The following is a 17,891-nucleotide window of genomic DNA, read 5'->3' as shown; positions in this document are numbered from 1 at the left end:
AGGTGCGGGCCGGATGATTTCTGCTGACGATCTGATTGCGCTGGTCCGCAACTACAATCCCAAGACGAATGCTGAACGTCTCGCGCTGGCCTATGAGTTTGGCCAGCAGATGCACGCAGGGCAATTCCGCCACTCAGGCGAGCCCTACTTTACCCACCCTGTTGCCGTTGCCGCCATCCTGACCGAACAGCGTCTGGATGATGCGACGATCATTACGGCTTTGCTGCATGACACGATCGAAGACACCAAGGCCAATTACGGCAAGGTGTCCGATCTGTTCGGGGATGAGGTCGCCAAGCTGGTCGATGGCGTCACCAAGCTGACCAACCTGCAACTGTCCAGCCGCGAAACCAAGCAGGCCGAGAATTTCCGCAAGCTGTTCATGGCCATGTCCAAGGACCTGCGGGTCATTCTGGTCAAGCTGGCCGACCGTCTGCATAACATGCGCACGATCAAGGCGATGCGGCCCGAAAAGCAGGTTCAGAAAGCGCGCGAGACGATGGATATCTACGCGCCGCTTGCGGGCCGCATGGGGATGCAATGGATGCGTGAGGAGCTCGAAGACCTCGCGTTCCGCGTCCTGAATCCCGAAGGCCGCCAGTCGATCATCCGTCGCTTCATCACGCTGCAACGTGAAACCGGCGATGTGATCCATCGCATCACCGGCGACATGCGTCACGAGCTGGAAAAGGCGGGCATCGAGGCCGAAGTCTTCGGCCGCGCCAAGAAACCCTATTCGATCTGGCGCAAGATGCAGGAAAAGGATCAGGGCTTCTCGCGCCTCTCGGATATCTACGGGTTCCGCATCATCACCCAGACGGAAGAAGACTGCTATCGCACGCTTGGGGCCATCCATCAGCGCTGGCGCGCGGTGCCGGGGCGGTTCAAGGACTATATCAGCCAGCCGAAATCGAACGGCTACCGCTCGATTCACACCACCGTTTCGGGCCGCGATGGCAAACGGGTCGAGGTTCAGATCCGTACCCGCCAGATGCACGACGTGGCCGAAACCGGCGTTGCGGCGCATTGGTCCTACCGGGACGGGGTGCGCACGGAAAACCCCTTTGCCGTCGACCCGGCGAAATGGATATCCAACCTGACCGAGCAATTCGACAACGAGGATGATCACGAGGATTTTCTCGAAGCCGTCAAGCTCGAGATGTATTCGGACCAGGTCTTCTGCTTCACCCCCAAGGGCGACGTGGTGAAACTGCCGCGGGGTGCGACCCCGATCGATTTCGCCTATGCCATCCACACGCGGATCGGCCATGCCTGTGTGGGGGCCAAGGTCGATGGCATTCGCGTGCCGCTCTGGACGCGGATGAAGAACGGCCAGTCGGTCGATATCATTACCGCTGACGGGCAGACACCGCAGGTCACATGGCTTGAGATCGCTGTCACCGGCAAGGCCCGCACCGCCATCCGCCGCGCCCTGCGCGAGGTGGATCGCGAACGGTTCATCAAGCTGGGCAAGGAACTGGCGCGCTCGGGCTTTGACCATGTGGGGCGCAAGGCCACCGACAAGGCGCTTGATACCGCCGCCAAGCACCTGCGCCTGAAAGACCGGCATGAATTGCTGGCCCGTCTGGGCAGTGCCGAATTGACCGCTCATGAGGTGGTTCAGGCCGTTTATCCCGAACTGGCTCAGGATGACGGCGACGCCATTCCGCTGCGGCGCGCCGTGATCGGTCTTGAACCCGGCCAGAAATTCGACCGCGCGCCCTGCTGTCAGCCGCTGCCGGGCGAACGGATCGTCGGCATCACCTACCGGGGCAAGGGTGTTGTGGTGCACGCCATCGACTGCGACAAGCTCAGCCAATATGAAAGCGAACCGGAACGCTGGGTCGATCTGCACTGGCATTCGGGTACGCACCCGGCCGTCTATGGGGCGACACTGGATCTGACCATCGGCAACGATGCCGGGGTTCTGGGGCGCATTTGCACATTGATCGGCGAGAAAAAGGCCAATATCTCGAACCTGGAATTTGTGGACCGCAAACCGGATTTTTACCGCCTGCTGATCAATGTCGAACTGCGCGACCTTGAACAGTTGCATTCGCTGATGCTGATGCTTGAGGCTGAAAGCGACGTTGCAGCGGTCGAGCGTTATCGGGACCGGACCAAAACCGCGACCGCGGCTGTCTGAGAAGGGGTGATCACGGGTGGTATTCAAGCGCCGAGACCGACGCTCTCCTGTTCAGGTCGCTTCGGAACTCGTCTATCCGCGTGGCGGATGGACCCGCGCCTTCCACTATGTCAAACACCGTGTCCGCCGCCTGCCGGATTCCCCTGACCGGATTGCCCGCGGCATCGGGGCGGGCGTTTTCGCATCCTTTACGCCGTTTTATGGGCTGCACTTTCTGGTCGCCGCAATTGGTGCGCGGCTGATCAAGGGCAATATTCTGGCCGCGCTTAGCGGTACGTTCTTCGGCAACCCCCTGACCTATGTCCCGATTGGGGTGATCTGCCTGCAAACCGGGCATTTCTTGCTGGGCACCGAATATGAAGAAGGCGACACGCAGGGGCTGATGGGCAAGTTTGCCGACGCCATCGGCGACCTCAAGGACAATCTTCTTGCCCTGTTCACGGACCGCGTGGCCGACTGGCACGGGCTGGGTCAGTTCTACGATGACGTTTTCTATCCCTACATGATTGGCGGCATCATTCCCGGTATCGTGGCGGGCATCATCTGCTACTACCTCAGCCTGCCGCTGATCCTGACCTACCAGCTGCGCCGCCGCGCCAAGATCAAGGCAAAGTTTGAAGAAATCAAACGCCGGGCCGAAGAAACACCTGCCGGTCCCGCGCCAAGATCGCTAAGGTCGGGGCGAAAATCTGCAAAAGGAACCAAATGATGTCCGAAAGCCGTCTGCGTCTGGGTGTGAATATCGATCATGTCGCCACCGTGCGCAACGCGCGCGGCGGGGCCTATCCTGACCCGCTGCGCGCCGCCAAGCTGGCAGAGGAGGCCGGCGCCGACGGCATCACCGCGCATCTGCGCGAAGACCGCCGCCATATCTCGGACGCCGATATCGACGGGCTGATGGAGGTTCTGTCGGTGCCTCTGAACTTTGAAATGGCCGCCACCGAAGAGATGCAGAAAATCGCCCTGCGCCACAAACCGCACGCCGTCTGTATCGTTCCCGAAAAGCGCGAGGAACGCACCACCGAAGGCGGGCTCGAAGTCGCGCGCGAGGAAAACAAGCTGGCCCATTTCATCGCCCCCCTGCGCGAGGCCGGGTGCCGCGTGTCGATCTTCATCGCCGCGGATCAGCGTCAGATCGAGGCCGCGCACCGCATCGGTGCCGAGGTGATCGAACTGCACACCGGTGCCTATTGCGACGCCCATGCCGAAGGACGTATGGACGCCGCCGCGCGCGAGCTTGAATCGCTGCGCCTGATGTCCACCTTTGCCCATTCACTGGGGCTCGAGGTCCATGCAGGCCATGGCCTGACATACGACTCCGTAAAGCCGGTTGCCGCTTTCCCCGAGGTCATGGAACTGAACATCGGGCATTTCCTGATTGGTGAGGCGATCTTCCTGGGTCTCACCCCCGCCATTCGGGAGATGCGCCGCCTGATGGACGAGGCGCGCGCGTGATCACCTCCGGCTTTATCGCCATCTGGTTCGCCTGGCTGATGGCAGGGGGCTCTCCGGGCCCGGCCACGATGGGCATTGCCGGAACCGCCATGACCGAAGGCCGTACCGCCGGGCTGGCCTTTGCCCTTGGCATCTGCGCCGGATCGGCCGCCTGGGGCATTGCCGCGGCGCTGGGCCTGTCGGCGGTCATGCTGGCTAATGTCTGGCTGTTCGAGGTAATCCGCTATGTCGGCGTGGCCTATCTGGGCTGGCTGGCGCTGAAGGCCCTGAAACGCGCGGTGACCTCGGATGATGAGGTCGCATTGGGCAAACCGGTCACCGGCACGCTGCCCACGGTTTTTGCCAAAGGTGCGGCGATCCACCTGACCAATCCCAAGGCAATCCTCAGCTGGGGGTCGATCTATGCCATCGTCGCGCCGAGCGATGCCAACCTGCCGATGCTGCTGGGCTATTTCGCCATGCTGTACGCAGGATCGCTGCTGATCTTCATCGGCTATGCGTTCCTGTTCTCATCCGCCCGCATGGTCCGCACCTACCGCCGCGCCCGCCGATGGTTCGATTTCGCCTTTGCCGGGTTCTTTGGCGTGGCGAGTTACAAGATTCTGACGGTGCGGTTGGGGTAAAGCAGGCAAATTGATTTCCGCAAATGCCGGTGGAGGCGCTAGGGCGCGCTCGAGATTTCCAGAAACCATTCCGCAACAGCATTTGCCCAACCGGGCTGCCTGCCGTGGCCATGTGGCCCAAGCGCCAGGGTGACAGAGCCGTCCTGACACTTGCTCCACTTCTTTCGCCAGGATGCGCCCTCTGTTGAAACGCTGTTCGCCATCTGCCCGCATCCATTGGTTCTGGTCAGAATTTCAATGGATTTCAAAACGCTACCCTGTTCGAAATCATAGTCCCCAAAGGTCACAAAACGCCCCTCCAGCGGGACGGTGCGGTCTGCAAATCCGTGCGAATGATGCATGTGAACCGGGCCGCTGCACCGCCGCCACATTGGCTCCCAAAAGGCCCCTGATGCCGAGGCATAGGCAAAGGCAAAGGAATGATCCGTGCAGGCCTTGTCCCAAACCAGTGATCCGCCGCGTGAATACCCCGCCAGCAAAATGCGATCTGCGTTCAGGTCGAAACGGGCAATGGCGTCTTCCTTGATCTGCTCCAGCGCGGCCAGGTCATCCCGCGGCCAGCGATAGCCATCATGCACCCCCCAGTCCAACACCTTGGGGTTGCCAATGTCGACCTGACCATTCGGCGCGATAAAGGCGATGCCGCGGTCGGTAAAGCCCGCCGCGAGGCCGGAAAGATTCACGGCTGAATTCGCCGTTGCCCCATAGCCATGCAGATAGATAACAGCTGGCGGCTCGGGCGCGGCCTCGGGCAGAACCACCCGATAGGACAACTCTCCTACCTGACAGGGGGTTTCCCCGGTTCCGCAATCCTGTGCAAAAGCGGGGGAAACGGTGCTTGCGACAATGCCAGCCACCGCGATTGCCATGAACGGAATTTTCGACATTGCGTCCCCCGCACCAACGTAAAAATTGAACATTCCGGTAAAGTATATCACGGAATGCGGCAACCAACCGCTTGCGCGTGGTCATCAATTGCCGTTGATTGGCCCGACCAGAGAAATGAGAGCCACATGATCCTCGGCATCGGCACAGACCTTGCAAACATCGACCGCATTCAGGGTACGCTCGACCGGTTCGGCGACCGGTTCCGCAACCGTGTCTTTACTGACACCGAACAGCGCAAGGCCGAACGCCGCGCGGATACCGCAGGCACTTATGCCAAACGCTGGGCCGCGAAAGAGGCATGTTCCAAGGCGCTCGGCACCGGCCTGCGCATGGGCATTTCGTGGAAAGACATGGCCGTCACCAACCTGCGCACCGGGCAGCCGGTGATGCATGTCACCGGCTGGGCCGCCGAACGCCTGAACGAACTGACCCCCGCAGGGCACGAGGCGATCATCCACGTCACCTTGACCGATGACCACCCCTGGGCACAGGCCTTTGTCGTGATCGAGGCGCGTCCCCTGCAAGATCACGTCACACAGCCTTGACTTGACCCCATCCCCCCCGCATGTAGCAGCGAAGCCAAGCACAGAGAACTGGAGAGAGCAGTATGGCCGAGGAAGCCAAAACCGGAAGCGGCGTCTGGGAAACGATCAAGACCATCGTCTATGCCCTGCTGATCGCGGGCGTGTTCCGGACCCTCTTCTTTCAACCGTTCTGGATTCCGTCCGGTTCGATGAAGCAGACGCTGCTGATCGGCGATTTCCTCTTCGTCAACAAGATGGCCTACGGCTATTCCTACGCCTCATGTCCCAGCCTGATCATCCCCAGTGTCGGCCTGAATATCGACGCCGAAGATCTCTGTGGCTGGATGCAGGGCGACGACGGCAGCCGCATCTGGGGCGGCGATCCCGTGCGCGGCGACGTCATTGTCTTCCGCCACCCGGTCAGCGGGCGTGACTATATCAAGCGCCTGATCGGCCTGCCGGGTGACCGCATTCAGGTCCGCGAGGGGCAGATCATCCTCAACGGCACACCGGTTCCGCAACAGCCTGACGGCATATTCACCGAAATCGCCGAACCACAGGGCCCGCAACGACTGCGCCCACGCTGTGAAAACGGCCCCGTCGGTGTTGGCGGCGCCTGTGAAAAGTCGCGCCTGATCGAAACCCTGCCCAACGGCGTCACCTATGACGTGCTGAATATCGGCAATCAGGGCTCGGACAATACCGGCATCTATACTGTGCCCGAGGGCCATTATTTCTTCATGGGCGACAACCGCGACAACTCGGCTGACAGCCGCCTGCCGCAATCCGCTGGCGGGGTTGGCTATGTGCCCTACGAAAACCTGATCGGTCGCGCCGACCGGATCATGTTCTCGTCTGCCGGGCGGTCCATGCTGTTCTTCTGGACCTGGCGTGGGGATCGCTTCTTCAAGGCGGTCAATTGAAGCTCTCAGCCGAGATAAAGGCTTTCCAGCAGCGTTTGGGGTATGAATTTGCCAACCCCGAGCTGCTGGTGCGTGCGCTGACCCACGGCTCGGTCTCATCGTCGACCCGGCCCGACAATCAGCGGCTTGAATTTCTGGGCGACCGGGTGCTGGGTCTTGTCATGGCCACCGCGCTGCTTGAGGCCGACAAGAAAGCCTCCGAAGGCCAGCTTGCGCCCCGGTTCAACGCTCTGGTCCGCAAAGAGGCCTGCGCAGATGTCGCCCGCCAGATCGATCTGGGCGCGGTGCTGAAACTGGGCCGGTCCGAGATGCTCTCGGGTGGGCGCCGCAAACAGGCGCTGCTGGGCGACGCGATGGAGGCGGTGATTGCCGCCATCTACCGCGACGCCGGGTTCGAAGCCGCCCGCGATGTCATTCTCGCCCTCTGGGGCGACCGTATCCACAAGGTCGAGGCCGACGCCCGCGACGCCAAAACCGCGCTTCAGGAATGGGCGCAGGCGCGCGGCCAGAAACCACCCAGCTATGTCGAGGTCAAACGCAGCGGCCCCGACCACGCCCCCGTCTTCACAATCGCCGCCCGCCTTCAGGACGGAACCGAGGCACAAGCCACCGCAGGCTCCAAGCGCCAGGCCGAACAGGCGGCCGCCAAGGCGTTGCTGGATCGGGTCAGCTGATCGGTGCTGCCGCCCGGCCTGTCACAAGTTTCAATCAAACTTGAAGACTATATCCGCCACGACCCGAGACATGTATCTGGGTGTTAGCTGCTTTGGCATCAGTCTGACTACGGCAGGTCAAAGCACTTGGGAAACAACGGATAAAGGCAATCCAATGCAACGTGCAAAACTCTCGCTCGTCAATATCGGCTTTCTGTTCATTGCCGGGTTTGTGGCAACCATGGCCTTCGATTTCTGGGGGCAGGTCGTCAGCCCAGGTATCGGCTGGGCCAACCTTTCACCCGAAGGGCTGGCGCAGAGTTTGCTGTCCAGTCTGGGCCTGCCCAGCAACGCTTTTCTGGGCTTCTTCGTGCATTTCTACATTGTCGGTCTGATTGCCTATCCTTTGGGCTGGTTCCTTGTTTTCCAGCCAATCTGGGTCAAGGTTCTGGGTCCGGTCCACATGTTTGTTGCCTCGGCAATCTATGGTTTCGGTCTGTGGGTATTTGCTATTGGAGGTGTCACGACCTTTGCCGGTCTGCCGCCGTTCCTGAACTTTGTCGGCATCACATGGGTCGCGCTGATCGGACATGTTTTGTACGGCATCGTGTTTGTGGCCGTGCTGAACCCCATCCTGCGCCGTCACCCGTGATCTGATCCGTTCAACCCGCCGGTCCGGTGTCGGGCCGACGGGTTTCATCGTTCAAACCACCCGGATGAACCCGGTCAGCCCGGTTTTCTGATGTTCGATCACATGGCAATGAAACGCCCAGTCGCCGGGGTTGTCCGCCACCAGCGCTATATCCGCCACCTCATCCTTCAACAGCAGCATGGTGTCCGTCATCAGTGGTGGCAGGATGCGCAGGTTGGATCGCAGCGGCACGAAGGCCAGCCCGTGCAGGTGGATCGGATGCAGGTTGGGCGACTCGTTGCGCAACCGCAGGACATAGCTTTTGCCCTGTTCCAATACCGCCAGCGGCCCGGTGCCCTGCGCCGCATCACCCGGCCAGGGTTTGCGGTTGATCGACCAGAAACTGTACCCCAGCGTGCCGCAGAACCCGTCATTCGGGGCACTGCCCTCCGGCGTCCAGCCAAAGACGAACTCATGCAATTCCGCCCGGTTCGGATCCGGGCGCGCAACGGGATTTGCACGCAGCGGGCGCAGCTCTCTCAGATCACGCGCCGCTGATGTGCCAGTCGCCTGCATGCGCGCCATGGCGCGGTGCGGCTGGCCGGGAAACTTGGCCATCAGCTCCGCTGACTGCCCTTCGCCCTCGGGTATCCGGACGGCAATATCCACCCGTTGACCGGGGCCCAGCAACAGCGGTTCATCCGCCGTTGGCACCGGCAGATCGATCTCGACCGGATGCCCGTCCCAGGCGATGATCCGGGTCTCGGCCCCCTCGGGATGCAGCTTATAGATGCGGGTCGTGTCCGTGTTGACCACCCGCAGCCGCACCAGACTGCCCGCCGCGTGCTCATAGACCGCCGTGCTCTGCCAGTTGGCGGTCTGCACCGTACCAAACGTGCCCGCCCGCGCCGCACCCCGCGCCGTATAGGCTGGCAGGAACGCGTCATCCTCGTCCAGACGGAAATCCCGCAGATTGATCACCTGTTCGCTGTCGAACCCCGGCTCTTCCGGCTCGGCAATCACCATCACGCCGGTCAGCCCGCGCGCCATCTGCTCCATCGTCATGCAATGGGGGTGATACCAGTAGGTCCCCGCATCCGGTGGCGTGAATTCATAGGTGAAACTTTCACCCTCGCCGATGGGCATCTGGGTCAGGTAGGGCACCCCGTCCATCTCGTTTCGAATGCGCAACCCGTGCCAGTGCATCGAAGTGTAATCCGGCAGCGTATTGCGCACACTCAGCCGCATAGGCTCGCCCTGTCGCCCAAACAGAACCGGCGGCGGCGCATCGGGCGAGAGGCTGACCATCCCCGCGGTAAGCTGTTCTCGCAGCCGGTAACTGGCGGGTTGCAGCACCAGTTCCTGTGCTGCATCACCTGCCGCCAGCGACCATCCGCCCAACCCAAACGCACCTGCGGCGGCGCCGCTTCCAAGAAGAAACTCGCGACGTTTCATGACAACCTCATTGAAAGGATTTGCGGCCGGGCTGGAACTGGCTGGGCACCTGCGCCTGTCCTGCCACCGCAAACGCAGGGCCGCAATGCGACAAATCCCTCTGGCCCGCCGCCCCTTTCTGCTATAGGGGGGCGCAGTTGCAGACAGGATTGCCAGACACATGACCACACGCGCCGGATTTATCGCCCTGATCGGAGAGCCCAACGCAGGCAAATCCACCCTCCTGAACCGCATGGTCGGGGCAAAGGTCTCGATCGTGACCCATAAGGTGCAGACCACACGCGCCCGTATCCGGGGCGTTGCGATGGAAGGCGATGCGCAACTGGTCTTTGTGGACACGCCGGGTCTGTTCAAACCGCGTCGCCGTCTGGACCGTGCCATGGTCGCTGCCGCCTGGGGCGGGGCCGCCGATGCCGATATCGTCGTGCTGATGGTCGAGGCGCATCGCGGCATCACCGAAGGGGTTGAACGCATCCTCGAAGGGCTGGCCGAGATCGGGCAGGGCCGCACCATCGCGCTGGCGATCAACAAGATCGACAAGGTGCCGTCCGAGAAACTGCTGGCGCTGACCAGCGACCTGAACGCGCGCTACCCCTTTGCCGAAACTTTCATGATCTCGGCCGAAAAAGGCCACGGCGTCGACGACCTGCGCAAATGGCTGGCGGGCGAATTGCCCGAAGGCCCGTGGTTGTATCCCGAAGATCAGATCGCCGATCTGCCCCTGCGCATGATCGCCGCTGAAATGACGCGCGAGAAGCTGACCCTGCGCCTGCATCAGGAACTGCCCTACCAACTGACGGTCGAGACCGAGACCTGGGAAGAACGCAAGGACGGCTCGGCCAGAATCGATCAGATCATCTATGTCATGCGCGACGGTCACAAGGGCATCGTTCTGGGCAAGAAGGGCGAGACGATCAAGGCCGTCAGTCAGGCCGCGCGGGCGGAACTGGAAGAGTTCCTCGACCGCAAGATCCACCTGTTCCTGCAAGTGAAAGTCCGGCCCAACTGGCTTGAGGAATCCGAGCGCTATTCGGAAATGGGTCTGGATTTCAAAGACGGCAACGCATGACCCGCCTGACCGCCGATTTCTGGGTGCACGCCTATCTGACGCGGCTCCGGTTTCAGGAAATCCCCGCCTTTGTCGTGGCCCATGGCGATGACACCGCGGGCGCGGTTCTGGTCAAGCTCAACACGCTCGACGGGCAGGCCACCGCCTTTCAACGCAGCTTTGATCTGATGAGCGGTGAACGCACATGGGTCGAACTTTCCTCTGGCCCCGAGGGCGACGTGGATCATGCCATCCAGCGCCAGCGCAGCTTTGACCCCGACCTCTGGGTGATCGAGGTTGAAGACCGGCAAGGCCGACACCTGCTGGGCGAAGAGGGGCTGGAGTAGCGGGCCAGACGCATGTCGGCTTTGAGGCCAGAGCGGACTTAAGCGACGGCATGTGCTATACTATCGTGGTTGAATCAGGGGAAGGCGAATGTGAATAGACTGCTGCCCGCTATCGCGATAATTACTGTTATTCTGGCACTTGGCACGTCGGTAACTTCAGCGCAGGACACTTCTGGTGAGCGCGCCGAAATGATACGGACTCAAAATGCGCTCCGGCTTTTTCGCGAAGCGGAACATGATAGTCGTCACCTGCATTTCTTGATGACAACGGCAATAATTTCATTTGAAGGCGGATGGATGGCCAGAGAAATCGCAGTGGGCCTGTCATACGCTGAAAACCTCAGAGAGGTTGCCAAAAACCAGTATTTACCGAAGGCAAACCGGCTTCTCGCACGACTTCAATCGAACAAAGACCTTAGCGACGAGGAAAAGGCAAGGATGGCCGATAACGCGCAGCAGATGCTGGGTCTTATTGCCTTGTCCAAGGCCATAGCGGATCTACTTGACGACGGTGACGGTGGCGCTGCCCACACGCTGTTCCACGAAGAGGCGTTTCCTGTTTTCAAATCAATCTGGGCAACAAACCATACGCTAATAAGCAATGCCGAAAGGCGGTTTCCCCGTCGGTGAAACGCTGTTGACTCAGGTGACAAATCCCATCGTGTCGCATTTAACGGTGTCCGGGTTGTCCGCATAAATGCCCAGTCCCCTGCCGTCGGACCAAGCGTTTCACCTATCTTTCCGCGTTTGATGCGCAAAACCATTGCAGAACGGAACCCTTCACGATTTTCTGGGAACACCACAACTTATCACGGACAGGACCCCGAATTGGACTGGCGCGATCACGGCATCCTACTGACCTCTCGCCGCCACGGCGAAACCTCGGCGATTATCGAGGTCTTTACCGAATCCCACGGGCGTCATGCTGGTGTGGTGCGGGGCGGGACCAGCCGCAAGATCGCACCCATCCTGCAACCCGGCGCGCAACTGGATGTGCTGTGGCGTGCGCGGCTGGAGGAACATATCGGCACCTTTCAGGTCGAACCCCTGCGCTCGCGCGCGGCGGCGGCGTTTTCCGGGCGGCTGGCCCTGTCCGGGCTGAACGCCGTCGTGTCGCTTTTGTCCTTCTGCCTGCCCGAGCGGGAAGCGCACCCGGCGCTCTATACCCGAACCGAGCGGTTGATGGACCTGTTGGGACAGGATGAGATCTGGCCGCTGGCCTACCTGCGATGGGAACTGGCGTTGCTGGACGAACTTGGCTTTGGCCTTGACCTGACCGCCTGCGCCGCGACCGGCACGACCGAGGGGCTGGTCTATTTGTCGCCCAAGACCGGGCGCGCCGTCAGTGCCAAAGGGGTCGGGGAATGGGCAGACAAGATGTTGCCGCTGCCGCCCTGTCTGCGGGGTGAAGGCACCGCGCCGGATGCCGAGATTGCCGAAGCTTTGCGCACAACCGGATATTTCCTGAACCACCGCGTCGCCCCCGCGCTGGGGCATAACCCACTGCCCGAGGCGCGCGCGCGGTTCGTGGATCAGGTCACTCGGCGGCTGTGAACACCATCTCGTGCCCGTCCTCATTGCGCAAGATCAGCACATCACCCGACACTTCGGATTGGGTCATGGCCAAAAGGGCGGCGAAATAGACCCCTTCGGCCTCAAGCCCGGCGCAGGCGGCCCGCGTTGCTCTCAGGTCCTGAATTTCGAACCACGGGTAGGGCGCGTTCAGCGTGCCGTCATAGCTGTTGCAGGGGGCATTTCCGGCGATCCTGCCCTCTTCGGGGAACCGCAGCAGGGCGCTGGCGGCAAAGGGCTGTCCGTCGATCTCCTGCAGCGCCCATGTCCGGTCTGCTGCGCCATAGGCGGCAACGGTTTCATCCCTGTCGCATTGAAACAGGGCCATCAAAGGCAGGGTCAGGATCAGGCGTGTCATGGCAGGGTTCTAGCGTATCAGCCGTAACTGCGGAACCGGGTCAGTAGGGCAAAGACCCGTTCAGAAGCCGCTCGCGCACTTCCAGCCGGGGTGCCCAGTTGTATCGTGTATCCTCGCGCACTGGCGCCCAGAACAAGACACCGCTGTTGCGCCAGGGGTCCAGGATGATGCCATCATACATCGTGTCCCCCTTGGCGCTGATCGATGCCGAATGGTGGATGATGCGAAACGGGGTCGGCGGTGACGTGGCCCAATGCAGATCCAGCGTCCGGAAATTCTCCTGCCGCAGGCGTTTGGTCATCGCTTCGGCCCAGTCATTGCACAGGCCCTTTTCGCGGAACCCGTTGATGATCTTGGCGTTGTGGATGATCGCCGGGTCGGTGACATTCCAGTCCTGCTTCAGCTGCTGCGAATAGGCATAGGCAATCGTGGCCGCTTGCTGTGCCTCGGCCGGATCGACCTCCGCCCCAAGCCCCCGGATCGATTGCGCCAGCGCGTCCACATCACTCCGGCTCACCGTCGGCTGCGAGGTGGTGCAAGCCGCCAGAGCAAGAGCCGCAAGAACAGCACACATAGCAAGGAAAGGTCGGGTCATGCGTTATCCCAAAAGTTAATTGCGACGTCTCGTGTTCGGCTGATGCTCTACCGGTGAAAGGGGTGGGATCAAAGGGGGAAGTTTTGAAACACGTGGGTCATTTGTGACCGTCACGCGGGCCACGAGGGGCGATGGTTTGCTTTGTACAAAACGTACTCTGCATGGTTCGGACCGCGTACAGATTGTACAAAACAGGAAAAAGACCCGGCGCAAGCGCCGGGCCAGTCGGGGAAACAGGACTGCCGGAATGGGTCACCCGAGCAGACGTCGTGCGATGACCTGTGCCTGAATTTCAGCAGCCCCTTCGAAAATGTTAAGGATACGCGCGTCACACAGAACGCGGCTGATCTTGTATTCCAGCGCAAAGCCGTTGCCGCCATGAATCTGCAACCCGTTGTCCGCCGCAGCCCAGGCCACACGCGCACCAAGCAGCTTGGCCATACCGGCCTCAAGGTCACAGCGCTGGCCGTGATCTTTTTCCCATGCGCTGAAATAGGTCAGCTGACGCGCGATCATGATCTCGACCGCCATCATCGCCAGCTTGCCGGCCACGCGCGGGAAATTGATCAGGGATTTTCCGAACTGCTTGCGGTCGATCGCATATTGCATGGCGATGTCCAGCGCACACTGTGCCACGCCGATGGCGCGGGCGGCGGTCTGGATGCGCGCACTTTCGAAGGTTTCCATCAACTGCTTGAAACCTTTACCTTCTTCTCCGCCCAGCAGGTTCTCACCCTTGACATGGAAGCCGTCAAAACCCAGCTCGTATTCCTTCATGCCGCGATAGCCCAGAACCTCGATCTCGCCACCGGTCATGCCGGGGGTGGGAAAGGGATTCTCGTCAGTGCCCGGTGTCTTTTCCGCCAGGAACATGGACAGGCCGCGGTGGTCGGTGCTGTCGGGGTTGGTCCGAGCCAGCAGGGTCATCACATGGGTCCGCGCGGCGTGGGTGATCCAGGTCTTGTTGCCGGTTATCTTGTAATCGCCATTCGCGTCCTTGACCGCGCGCGTACGCAGGCTGCCAAGGTCTGAACCGGTGTTGGGTTCCGTGAAAACGGCAGTCGGCAGGATCTCGGCGCTGGCAATCTTTGGCAGCCACTGTGCCTTTTGCGCGTCGGTGCCGCCTGCGATGATCAACTCGGCCGCAATCTCGGATCGGGTACCCAGCGAACCAACGCCGATATAGCCGCGCGACAGTTCCTCGGACACCACGCACATTGATGCTTTGGACAGACCGAACCCACCGAACTCCTCGGGGATGGTCAGGCCGAAAACACCCATTTCCGCCAGTTCTTCAATGATTTCCAGCGGAATCAGTTCATCCTTCAGGTGCCAGTCATGCGCGTTTGGTTCGACCTTTTCCAGCGCGTAGCGGCGGAACTGGTCCCGGATCATCTCAAGCTCTTCATCCAGACCGGACGCGCCGAACATCGTAGCTCCGGCCTGATCCTGCATCAGCGCAACCAGACGGCTGCGCGCAGCCTGAGAATTGGCCCGCGCCATCAGGGTCTGCACTTCGGTCGACTGAAAGCCCGACAGCGCATCCCAGCCAAGGCCCATATCCTGAAGACGCACCACCTCGCCCTGGTTCATCGGAATACCGCCCGCCACCTGGTGCAGATATTCGCCAAACGCGATCTGGTGCAGCAACTGCTCGGTCTCGCCAAATTTACCATCGGCTTGCAGCGCTTCTGCCCAGCGCTGCATCTGTTGCAGCGACTGCGAATAAGTCGCCAGCCAGGCCAGACCATGCGCAGCGGTCTGATTTGCTTCGATCAATGCGCCAGAGACCCGGCCTTCAGCGGTCACCATGCCACGCACGGATGCGCGGGCTTTTTCAAAAACGGCGTCCACAGCAGGCACGGCGGCTCGCGTCAAATCCAGAAGATCGGGCAATACTGCATCAGTTGTCATTTGGGTCATATCCTGTCCGTCATGGGCCATGAATCGCGTCCTTTCCTCGGTCGTCTGGTCATATCATGCTGCACGTGCAGCGCAACAAAAATACTAATTATGCCGTTAAAAAGTTCAAAAATTACCTGAACATTTTTGCAATGCAGAAGAAAATCCAGATGATATCTAGAGGGCATGGACCTGTTTTCCCTTCTGTCGCCGCAAGAGCTGTTACTTGCCATCGCCGTTGCCTTTGCCGCCGGGTGGGTCAAGGGCATGGTTGGATTTGCCATGCCCATGGTGTTTGTATCTGGCCTGAATTCGTTTCTGCCGCCGGATCTGACCTTGGCGGGGCTGATCCTGCCGACCCTTGTCACCAATGGCGTTCAGGCTTTTCGCGGGGGCGCCAGCGCCGCACTCAGCTCTATTCGCCGGTTTCGGGTGTTCCTGGTGGTTGGCGGTATTTTTCTGGTGCTGAGCGCACAGCTGGTCACGCTGGTGCCCGGCTCGGTCTTCCTGCTGCTGATCGGCGCGTTCGTGTCCTTCTTCGCCCTTGTGCAGGTTCTGGGCGTCAGGCTGGTGCTAAATCATCCATCAACCGGTGTTGAGGCCGTTGTTGGTGGTGTCGCCGGGTTCGTGGGTGGCATGTCGGGCATTTGGGGTCCCCCCACAGTTGCATATCTGACGGCCTTGAATACCCCGAAGGCCGAGCAGATCCGAATTCAGGGTGTCATCTATGGATTGGGGGCGGTCATGCTGCTGGCCGCGCATGTCTGGTCCGGTTTTCTGCGCGTGCAAACGGTCCCGTTTTCAGTAATCCTGATCGTTCCTGCCATTCTAGGGATGTGGGTCGGATTGAAACTGCAGGACCGCATCGATCAGGCCAGCTTTCGCAAGGCCACGCTGTTCGTTTTGCTGGTGGCGGGCGTGAACCTACTGCGGCGTGGCCTGATGGGCTGAAGCTCTAGTCCGGTCGCCTGTCTGCAAACCGGAACGCGAAATACAGACCCAGCATCAGAAAGAACAGGCCCGAAATGTCGCCGATCAGGAACGCGATGTACTCAACCGTTGCACTGCCAAAGACCAGATTGGTCAGGCCAGAGACCAGAAAGGATGTGGCTATGCCCACGCCCATAACGCAAACCCAGCAGGGTTTGCGGTTCGGGTTGGGGAACAGGTCCCATCCGACAGCCTTCAGCAGATAGAAAACCGCAGGAACCGTCAGGACGGCGATAGCAATTGCCAGCAGGCGGGTGGGCAGGAAAACATCCGTTCCCGCCAGATAGGCAAAGACGATGAACACTCCCGGCAGCAATGCGAATATTGCGCGCCACCCCAACAGCCAGGCCGACAGAACCCGTACGCCATGCGGCAAAAACAGCAGGCTCGCCCGGCTTGGGTATTCCGGAAAAAACACGTTCTGCATTGGCATCAGCACAGCGAAGGTCAGTATCGACGCCAGAACATAAGCCAGTGAAGCCGCAAGGGTGTCAGTCGCCCAGCCGCGCATCGCGATCACATCACCGTGCACGCACGGGGCGCGTCATCTGGGGGCATGAACGATGTACCGCCCGCGATTGGCGCTGCCACTTTGTGAAAGATAGCCTTTTTCGACCAGCGATTTCAGCGCGCGAAAAAACGTTGGGCGCGAAATGCTTTGGACCAGCGTATGCTCGATCAACCCGAACGTACGCACTTCCTGAGTGGATTTTGAAAGCTCTTCCGCGGCGTAATAGATGTCGCGCTCAACCGGAGATAGTTTTTCCAGCCCAAGCGTCCGCTCCATGCTTTGCATCAATTTGCGTAGTTCGGTGAGTTTCGAGATTTCCGTCATGGTGTTACCTGTAGTTTTCTGTGCCAACCGCCGCCTGTCCGCGACCATTTGAACCACACTGATCGCAATACCAACCAGCCAGTCCCATGTTGACACTCATCCCCGTTTACTTAGACTAGAAGCCTGATTAGGTTGCTCAATCCAGCGTTGTGAGTGTGCGCATATGAGCTTCCACAAAGTCCTTTCAGTCAGTGCCCGGCGCGAATGTGCCGGGCTTTTTCGTCTCAACAGTAAATAGGCCTAGCGCAGATCGCACTTTGAAACAACGCACTTGTATGTGCATTTAATGACATACAACTATAAGATGAGTATTTAGCGGACGGCTAAAGAAGCTGCGGATTGGCAAAAAGAAAGGGGCCCAGCGGCCAAGGCCCTATAGGTAAATGTTGAAAGAGGTTGAGAGTTCAGCCTCTTTCCTTTTGTGCTCAGATTGAGAAGTTCGAAAATTGCCGCCAACTATCAGACGTTCGATTTTGGTGCAGCGAAGGACCGCTTCGAGCCGATATTGTTGAAAAACAACGTGTTGCTGGCGCAGAGAGAGGCGTACCGAACTGAGCGCGAGTGCCTTTCTTGTCAGGCTTTGCTCGTTTGCTGCGGTGCGGGAAAGATCTTGGCCAGTTTTCGGAGGTTCTGGGCGGTGGCGGCGAGGAGGAATTCGTCGGTTGCACCACAAGGGCCACGTAATCGGAGTCGTCCCAGCCCGAGAATGCGTTTGAGGTGGGCAAACAGCATCTCAACCTTCTTTCGGAGCTTTGCCGAGACTTTGTATTGGGGCGTTTTGCGAATGGCGCGTGCCACATCGCGTGCGTCTTCATGTTCTTCGCGGGTGATTTTGCGAGCATCGGCGTTTGGGCAGCACTTCATCTTCGACTGGCACGCCAGGCAGGTGTGTTTGAGGGCCTGATACTTGGCCACGCCCTTGCCCGTCGGGCCACGGTTCGGATCA

22 protein-coding genes are annotated in these 17,891 nt (G+C 60.2%); 14 read left to right on the top strand and 8 right to left on the bottom strand.

The annotated features are described in order from the left end of the window. Positions 1-13: 13 nt before the first annotated feature. From AC2FNC_RS12780 to AC2FNC_RS12765, 4 genes are read left to right on the top strand one after another with little or no spacing between them, the layout of a single operon-like run. Positions 14-2,146, top strand: coding sequence for a RelA/SpoT family protein (locus AC2FNC_RS12780; protein ID WP_496715525.1), 2,133 nt, complete (start codon positions 14-16; stop codon positions 2,144-2,146). Positions 2,147-2,162: 16 nt separating this feature from the next. After that, positions 2,163-2,855: a DUF2062 domain-containing protein gene (locus tag AC2FNC_RS12775; RefSeq protein WP_480473877.1), complete on the top strand. Its 693-nt coding sequence runs from the start codon at positions 2,163-2,165 to the stop codon at positions 2,853-2,855. Continuing rightward, complete coding sequence (locus AC2FNC_RS12770) at positions 2,855-3,601, top strand: pyridoxine 5'-phosphate synthase (RefSeq protein WP_480473876.1); 747 nt, start codon at positions 2,855-2,857, stop codon at positions 3,599-3,601. Before AC2FNC_RS12775 ends, AC2FNC_RS12770 begins: the two co-directional genes overlap by 1 nt. Continuing rightward, a complete protein-coding gene (locus AC2FNC_RS12765) occupies positions 3,598-4,224 on the top strand; it encodes a LysE family translocator (RefSeq protein WP_496715523.1) in 627 nt (208 codons plus the stop codon). Before AC2FNC_RS12770 ends, AC2FNC_RS12765 begins: the two co-directional genes overlap by 4 nt. 38 nt (positions 4,225-4,262) lie before the next feature. Here the strand turns inward: AC2FNC_RS12765 and AC2FNC_RS12760 are convergent, their stop codons facing one another. Beyond that, positions 4,263-5,111: a CE1 family esterase gene (locus tag AC2FNC_RS12760; RefSeq protein WP_496715522.1), complete on the bottom strand. Its 849-nt coding sequence runs from the start codon at positions 5,109-5,111 to the stop codon at positions 4,263-4,265. Between the two features lie 126 nt (positions 5,112-5,237). Here AC2FNC_RS12760 and acpS point away from each other — a divergent pair, with 126 nt between their 5' ends. From acpS to AC2FNC_RS12740, 4 genes are all read left to right on the top strand, one after another. After that, positions 5,238-5,657 carry a holo-ACP synthase gene (gene acpS / locus AC2FNC_RS12755; protein ID WP_209506227.1) on the top strand — a complete coding sequence of 140 codons (420 nt, stop codon included), beginning with the start codon at positions 5,238-5,240 and terminating at the stop codon, positions 5,655-5,657. A gap of 62 nt (positions 5,658-5,719) precedes the next feature. Beyond that, complete coding sequence (gene lepB / locus AC2FNC_RS12750) at positions 5,720-6,559, top strand: signal peptidase I (RefSeq protein ID WP_480473873.1); 840 nt, start codon at positions 5,720-5,722, stop codon at positions 6,557-6,559. Further along, complete coding sequence (gene rnc / locus AC2FNC_RS12745) at positions 6,556-7,233, top strand: ribonuclease III (RefSeq protein WP_480473871.1); 678 nt, start codon at positions 6,556-6,558, stop codon at positions 7,231-7,233. The genes lepB and rnc overlap by 4 nt, the downstream gene beginning before the upstream one ends. Before the next feature lie 154 nt (positions 7,234-7,387). Continuing rightward, the gene (locus AC2FNC_RS12740; protein ID WP_480473869.1) at positions 7,388-7,864 is read left to right on the top strand and encodes a hypothetical protein; all 477 of its coding nucleotides are present in this window, start codon (positions 7,388-7,390) and stop codon (positions 7,862-7,864) included. A gap of 51 nt (positions 7,865-7,915) precedes the next feature. On the opposite strand, the gene AC2FNC_RS12735 is transcribed toward AC2FNC_RS12740, so the two are convergent. Next, positions 7,916-9,298, bottom strand: coding sequence for a multicopper oxidase family protein (locus AC2FNC_RS12735; RefSeq protein ID WP_496715520.1), 1,383 nt, complete (start codon positions 9,296-9,298; stop codon positions 7,916-7,918). On the opposite strand from AC2FNC_RS12735, the gene AC2FNC_RS12730 reads away from it, so the two are divergent. The 5 genes from AC2FNC_RS12730 (at position 9,297) to recO (ending at position 12,247) form a co-directional block, all read left to right on the top strand. Further along, complete coding sequence (locus AC2FNC_RS12730) at positions 9,297-9,425, top strand: hypothetical protein (RefSeq protein WP_480494628.1); 129 nt, start codon at positions 9,297-9,299, stop codon at positions 9,423-9,425. The genes AC2FNC_RS12735 and AC2FNC_RS12730 overlap by 2 nt on opposite strands. 33 nt (positions 9,426-9,458) lie before the next feature. Then, positions 9,459-10,367 carry a GTPase Era gene (gene era, locus AC2FNC_RS12725; RefSeq protein ID WP_480519479.1) on the top strand — a complete coding sequence of 303 codons (909 nt, stop codon included), beginning with the start codon at positions 9,459-9,461 and terminating at the stop codon, positions 10,365-10,367. After that, entirely contained in the window at positions 10,364-10,693 is a 330-nt protein-coding gene (locus AC2FNC_RS12720; protein ID WP_496715519.1) for a DUF1491 family protein, read from the top strand. Before era ends, AC2FNC_RS12720 begins: the two co-directional genes overlap by 4 nt. Before the next feature lie 90 nt (positions 10,694-10,783). Beyond that, on the top strand, positions 10,784-11,323 hold the full coding sequence (locus tag AC2FNC_RS12715; protein WP_480559686.1) for a hypothetical protein: 540 nt from the start codon (positions 10,784-10,786) through the stop codon (positions 11,321-11,323). Positions 11,324-11,521: 198 nt separating this feature from the next. Next, on the top strand, positions 11,522-12,247 hold the full coding sequence (recO, locus tag AC2FNC_RS12710) for a DNA repair protein RecO (RefSeq protein WP_496715517.1): 726 nt from the start codon (positions 11,522-11,524) through the stop codon (positions 12,245-12,247). Here the strand turns inward: recO and AC2FNC_RS12705 are convergent. The 3 genes from AC2FNC_RS12705 to AC2FNC_RS12695 all read right to left on the bottom strand — a co-directional run bounded on the left by AC2FNC_RS12705 (position 12,231) and on the right by AC2FNC_RS12695 (position 15,162). Beyond that, entirely contained in the window at positions 12,231-12,623 is a 393-nt protein-coding gene (locus AC2FNC_RS12705) for an META domain-containing protein (protein ID WP_496715516.1), read from the bottom strand. The two genes, recO and AC2FNC_RS12705, sit on opposite strands and share 17 nt — an antisense overlap. Before the next feature lie 40 nt (positions 12,624-12,663). Next, a complete protein-coding gene (locus AC2FNC_RS12700) occupies positions 12,664-13,218 on the bottom strand; it encodes a hypothetical protein (RefSeq protein WP_496715515.1) in 555 nt (184 codons plus the stop codon). Between the two features lie 252 nt (positions 13,219-13,470). Then, entirely contained in the window at positions 13,471-15,162 is a 1,692-nt protein-coding gene (locus tag AC2FNC_RS12695) for an acyl-CoA dehydrogenase family protein (RefSeq protein WP_496715513.1), read from the bottom strand. A gap of 144 nt (positions 15,163-15,306) precedes the next feature. Between AC2FNC_RS12695 and AC2FNC_RS12690 the strand changes: the two genes are divergently transcribed. Further along, positions 15,307-16,071, top strand: coding sequence for a sulfite exporter TauE/SafE family protein (locus AC2FNC_RS12690; protein WP_496715512.1), 765 nt, complete (start codon positions 15,307-15,309; stop codon positions 16,069-16,071). A 4-nt stretch (positions 16,072-16,075) separates the two neighbouring features. Here the strand turns inward: AC2FNC_RS12690 and AC2FNC_RS12685 are convergent, their stop codons facing one another. From AC2FNC_RS12685 to AC2FNC_RS12675, 3 genes are all read right to left on the bottom strand, one after another. Then, the gene (locus AC2FNC_RS12685) at positions 16,076-16,621 is read right to left on the bottom strand and encodes a hypothetical protein (protein ID WP_496715511.1); all 546 of its coding nucleotides are present in this window, start codon (positions 16,619-16,621) and stop codon (positions 16,076-16,078) included. 33 nt (positions 16,622-16,654) lie between these two features. Then, positions 16,655-17,041, bottom strand: a complete 387-nt coding sequence (locus AC2FNC_RS12680) for a hypothetical protein (protein ID WP_480473858.1) — start codon at positions 17,039-17,041, stop codon at positions 16,655-16,657. Positions 17,042-17,518: 477 nt separating this feature from the next. Continuing rightward, positions 17,519-17,891 (bottom strand): transposase (locus AC2FNC_RS12675; RefSeq protein ID WP_496715509.1); only part of this gene is annotated, 373 nt, incomplete at its 5' end.

Source organism: Ruegeria sp. BHSA123, assembly GCF_059613425.1.
This window is presented reverse-complemented; position numbering and strand designations above follow the sequence as displayed.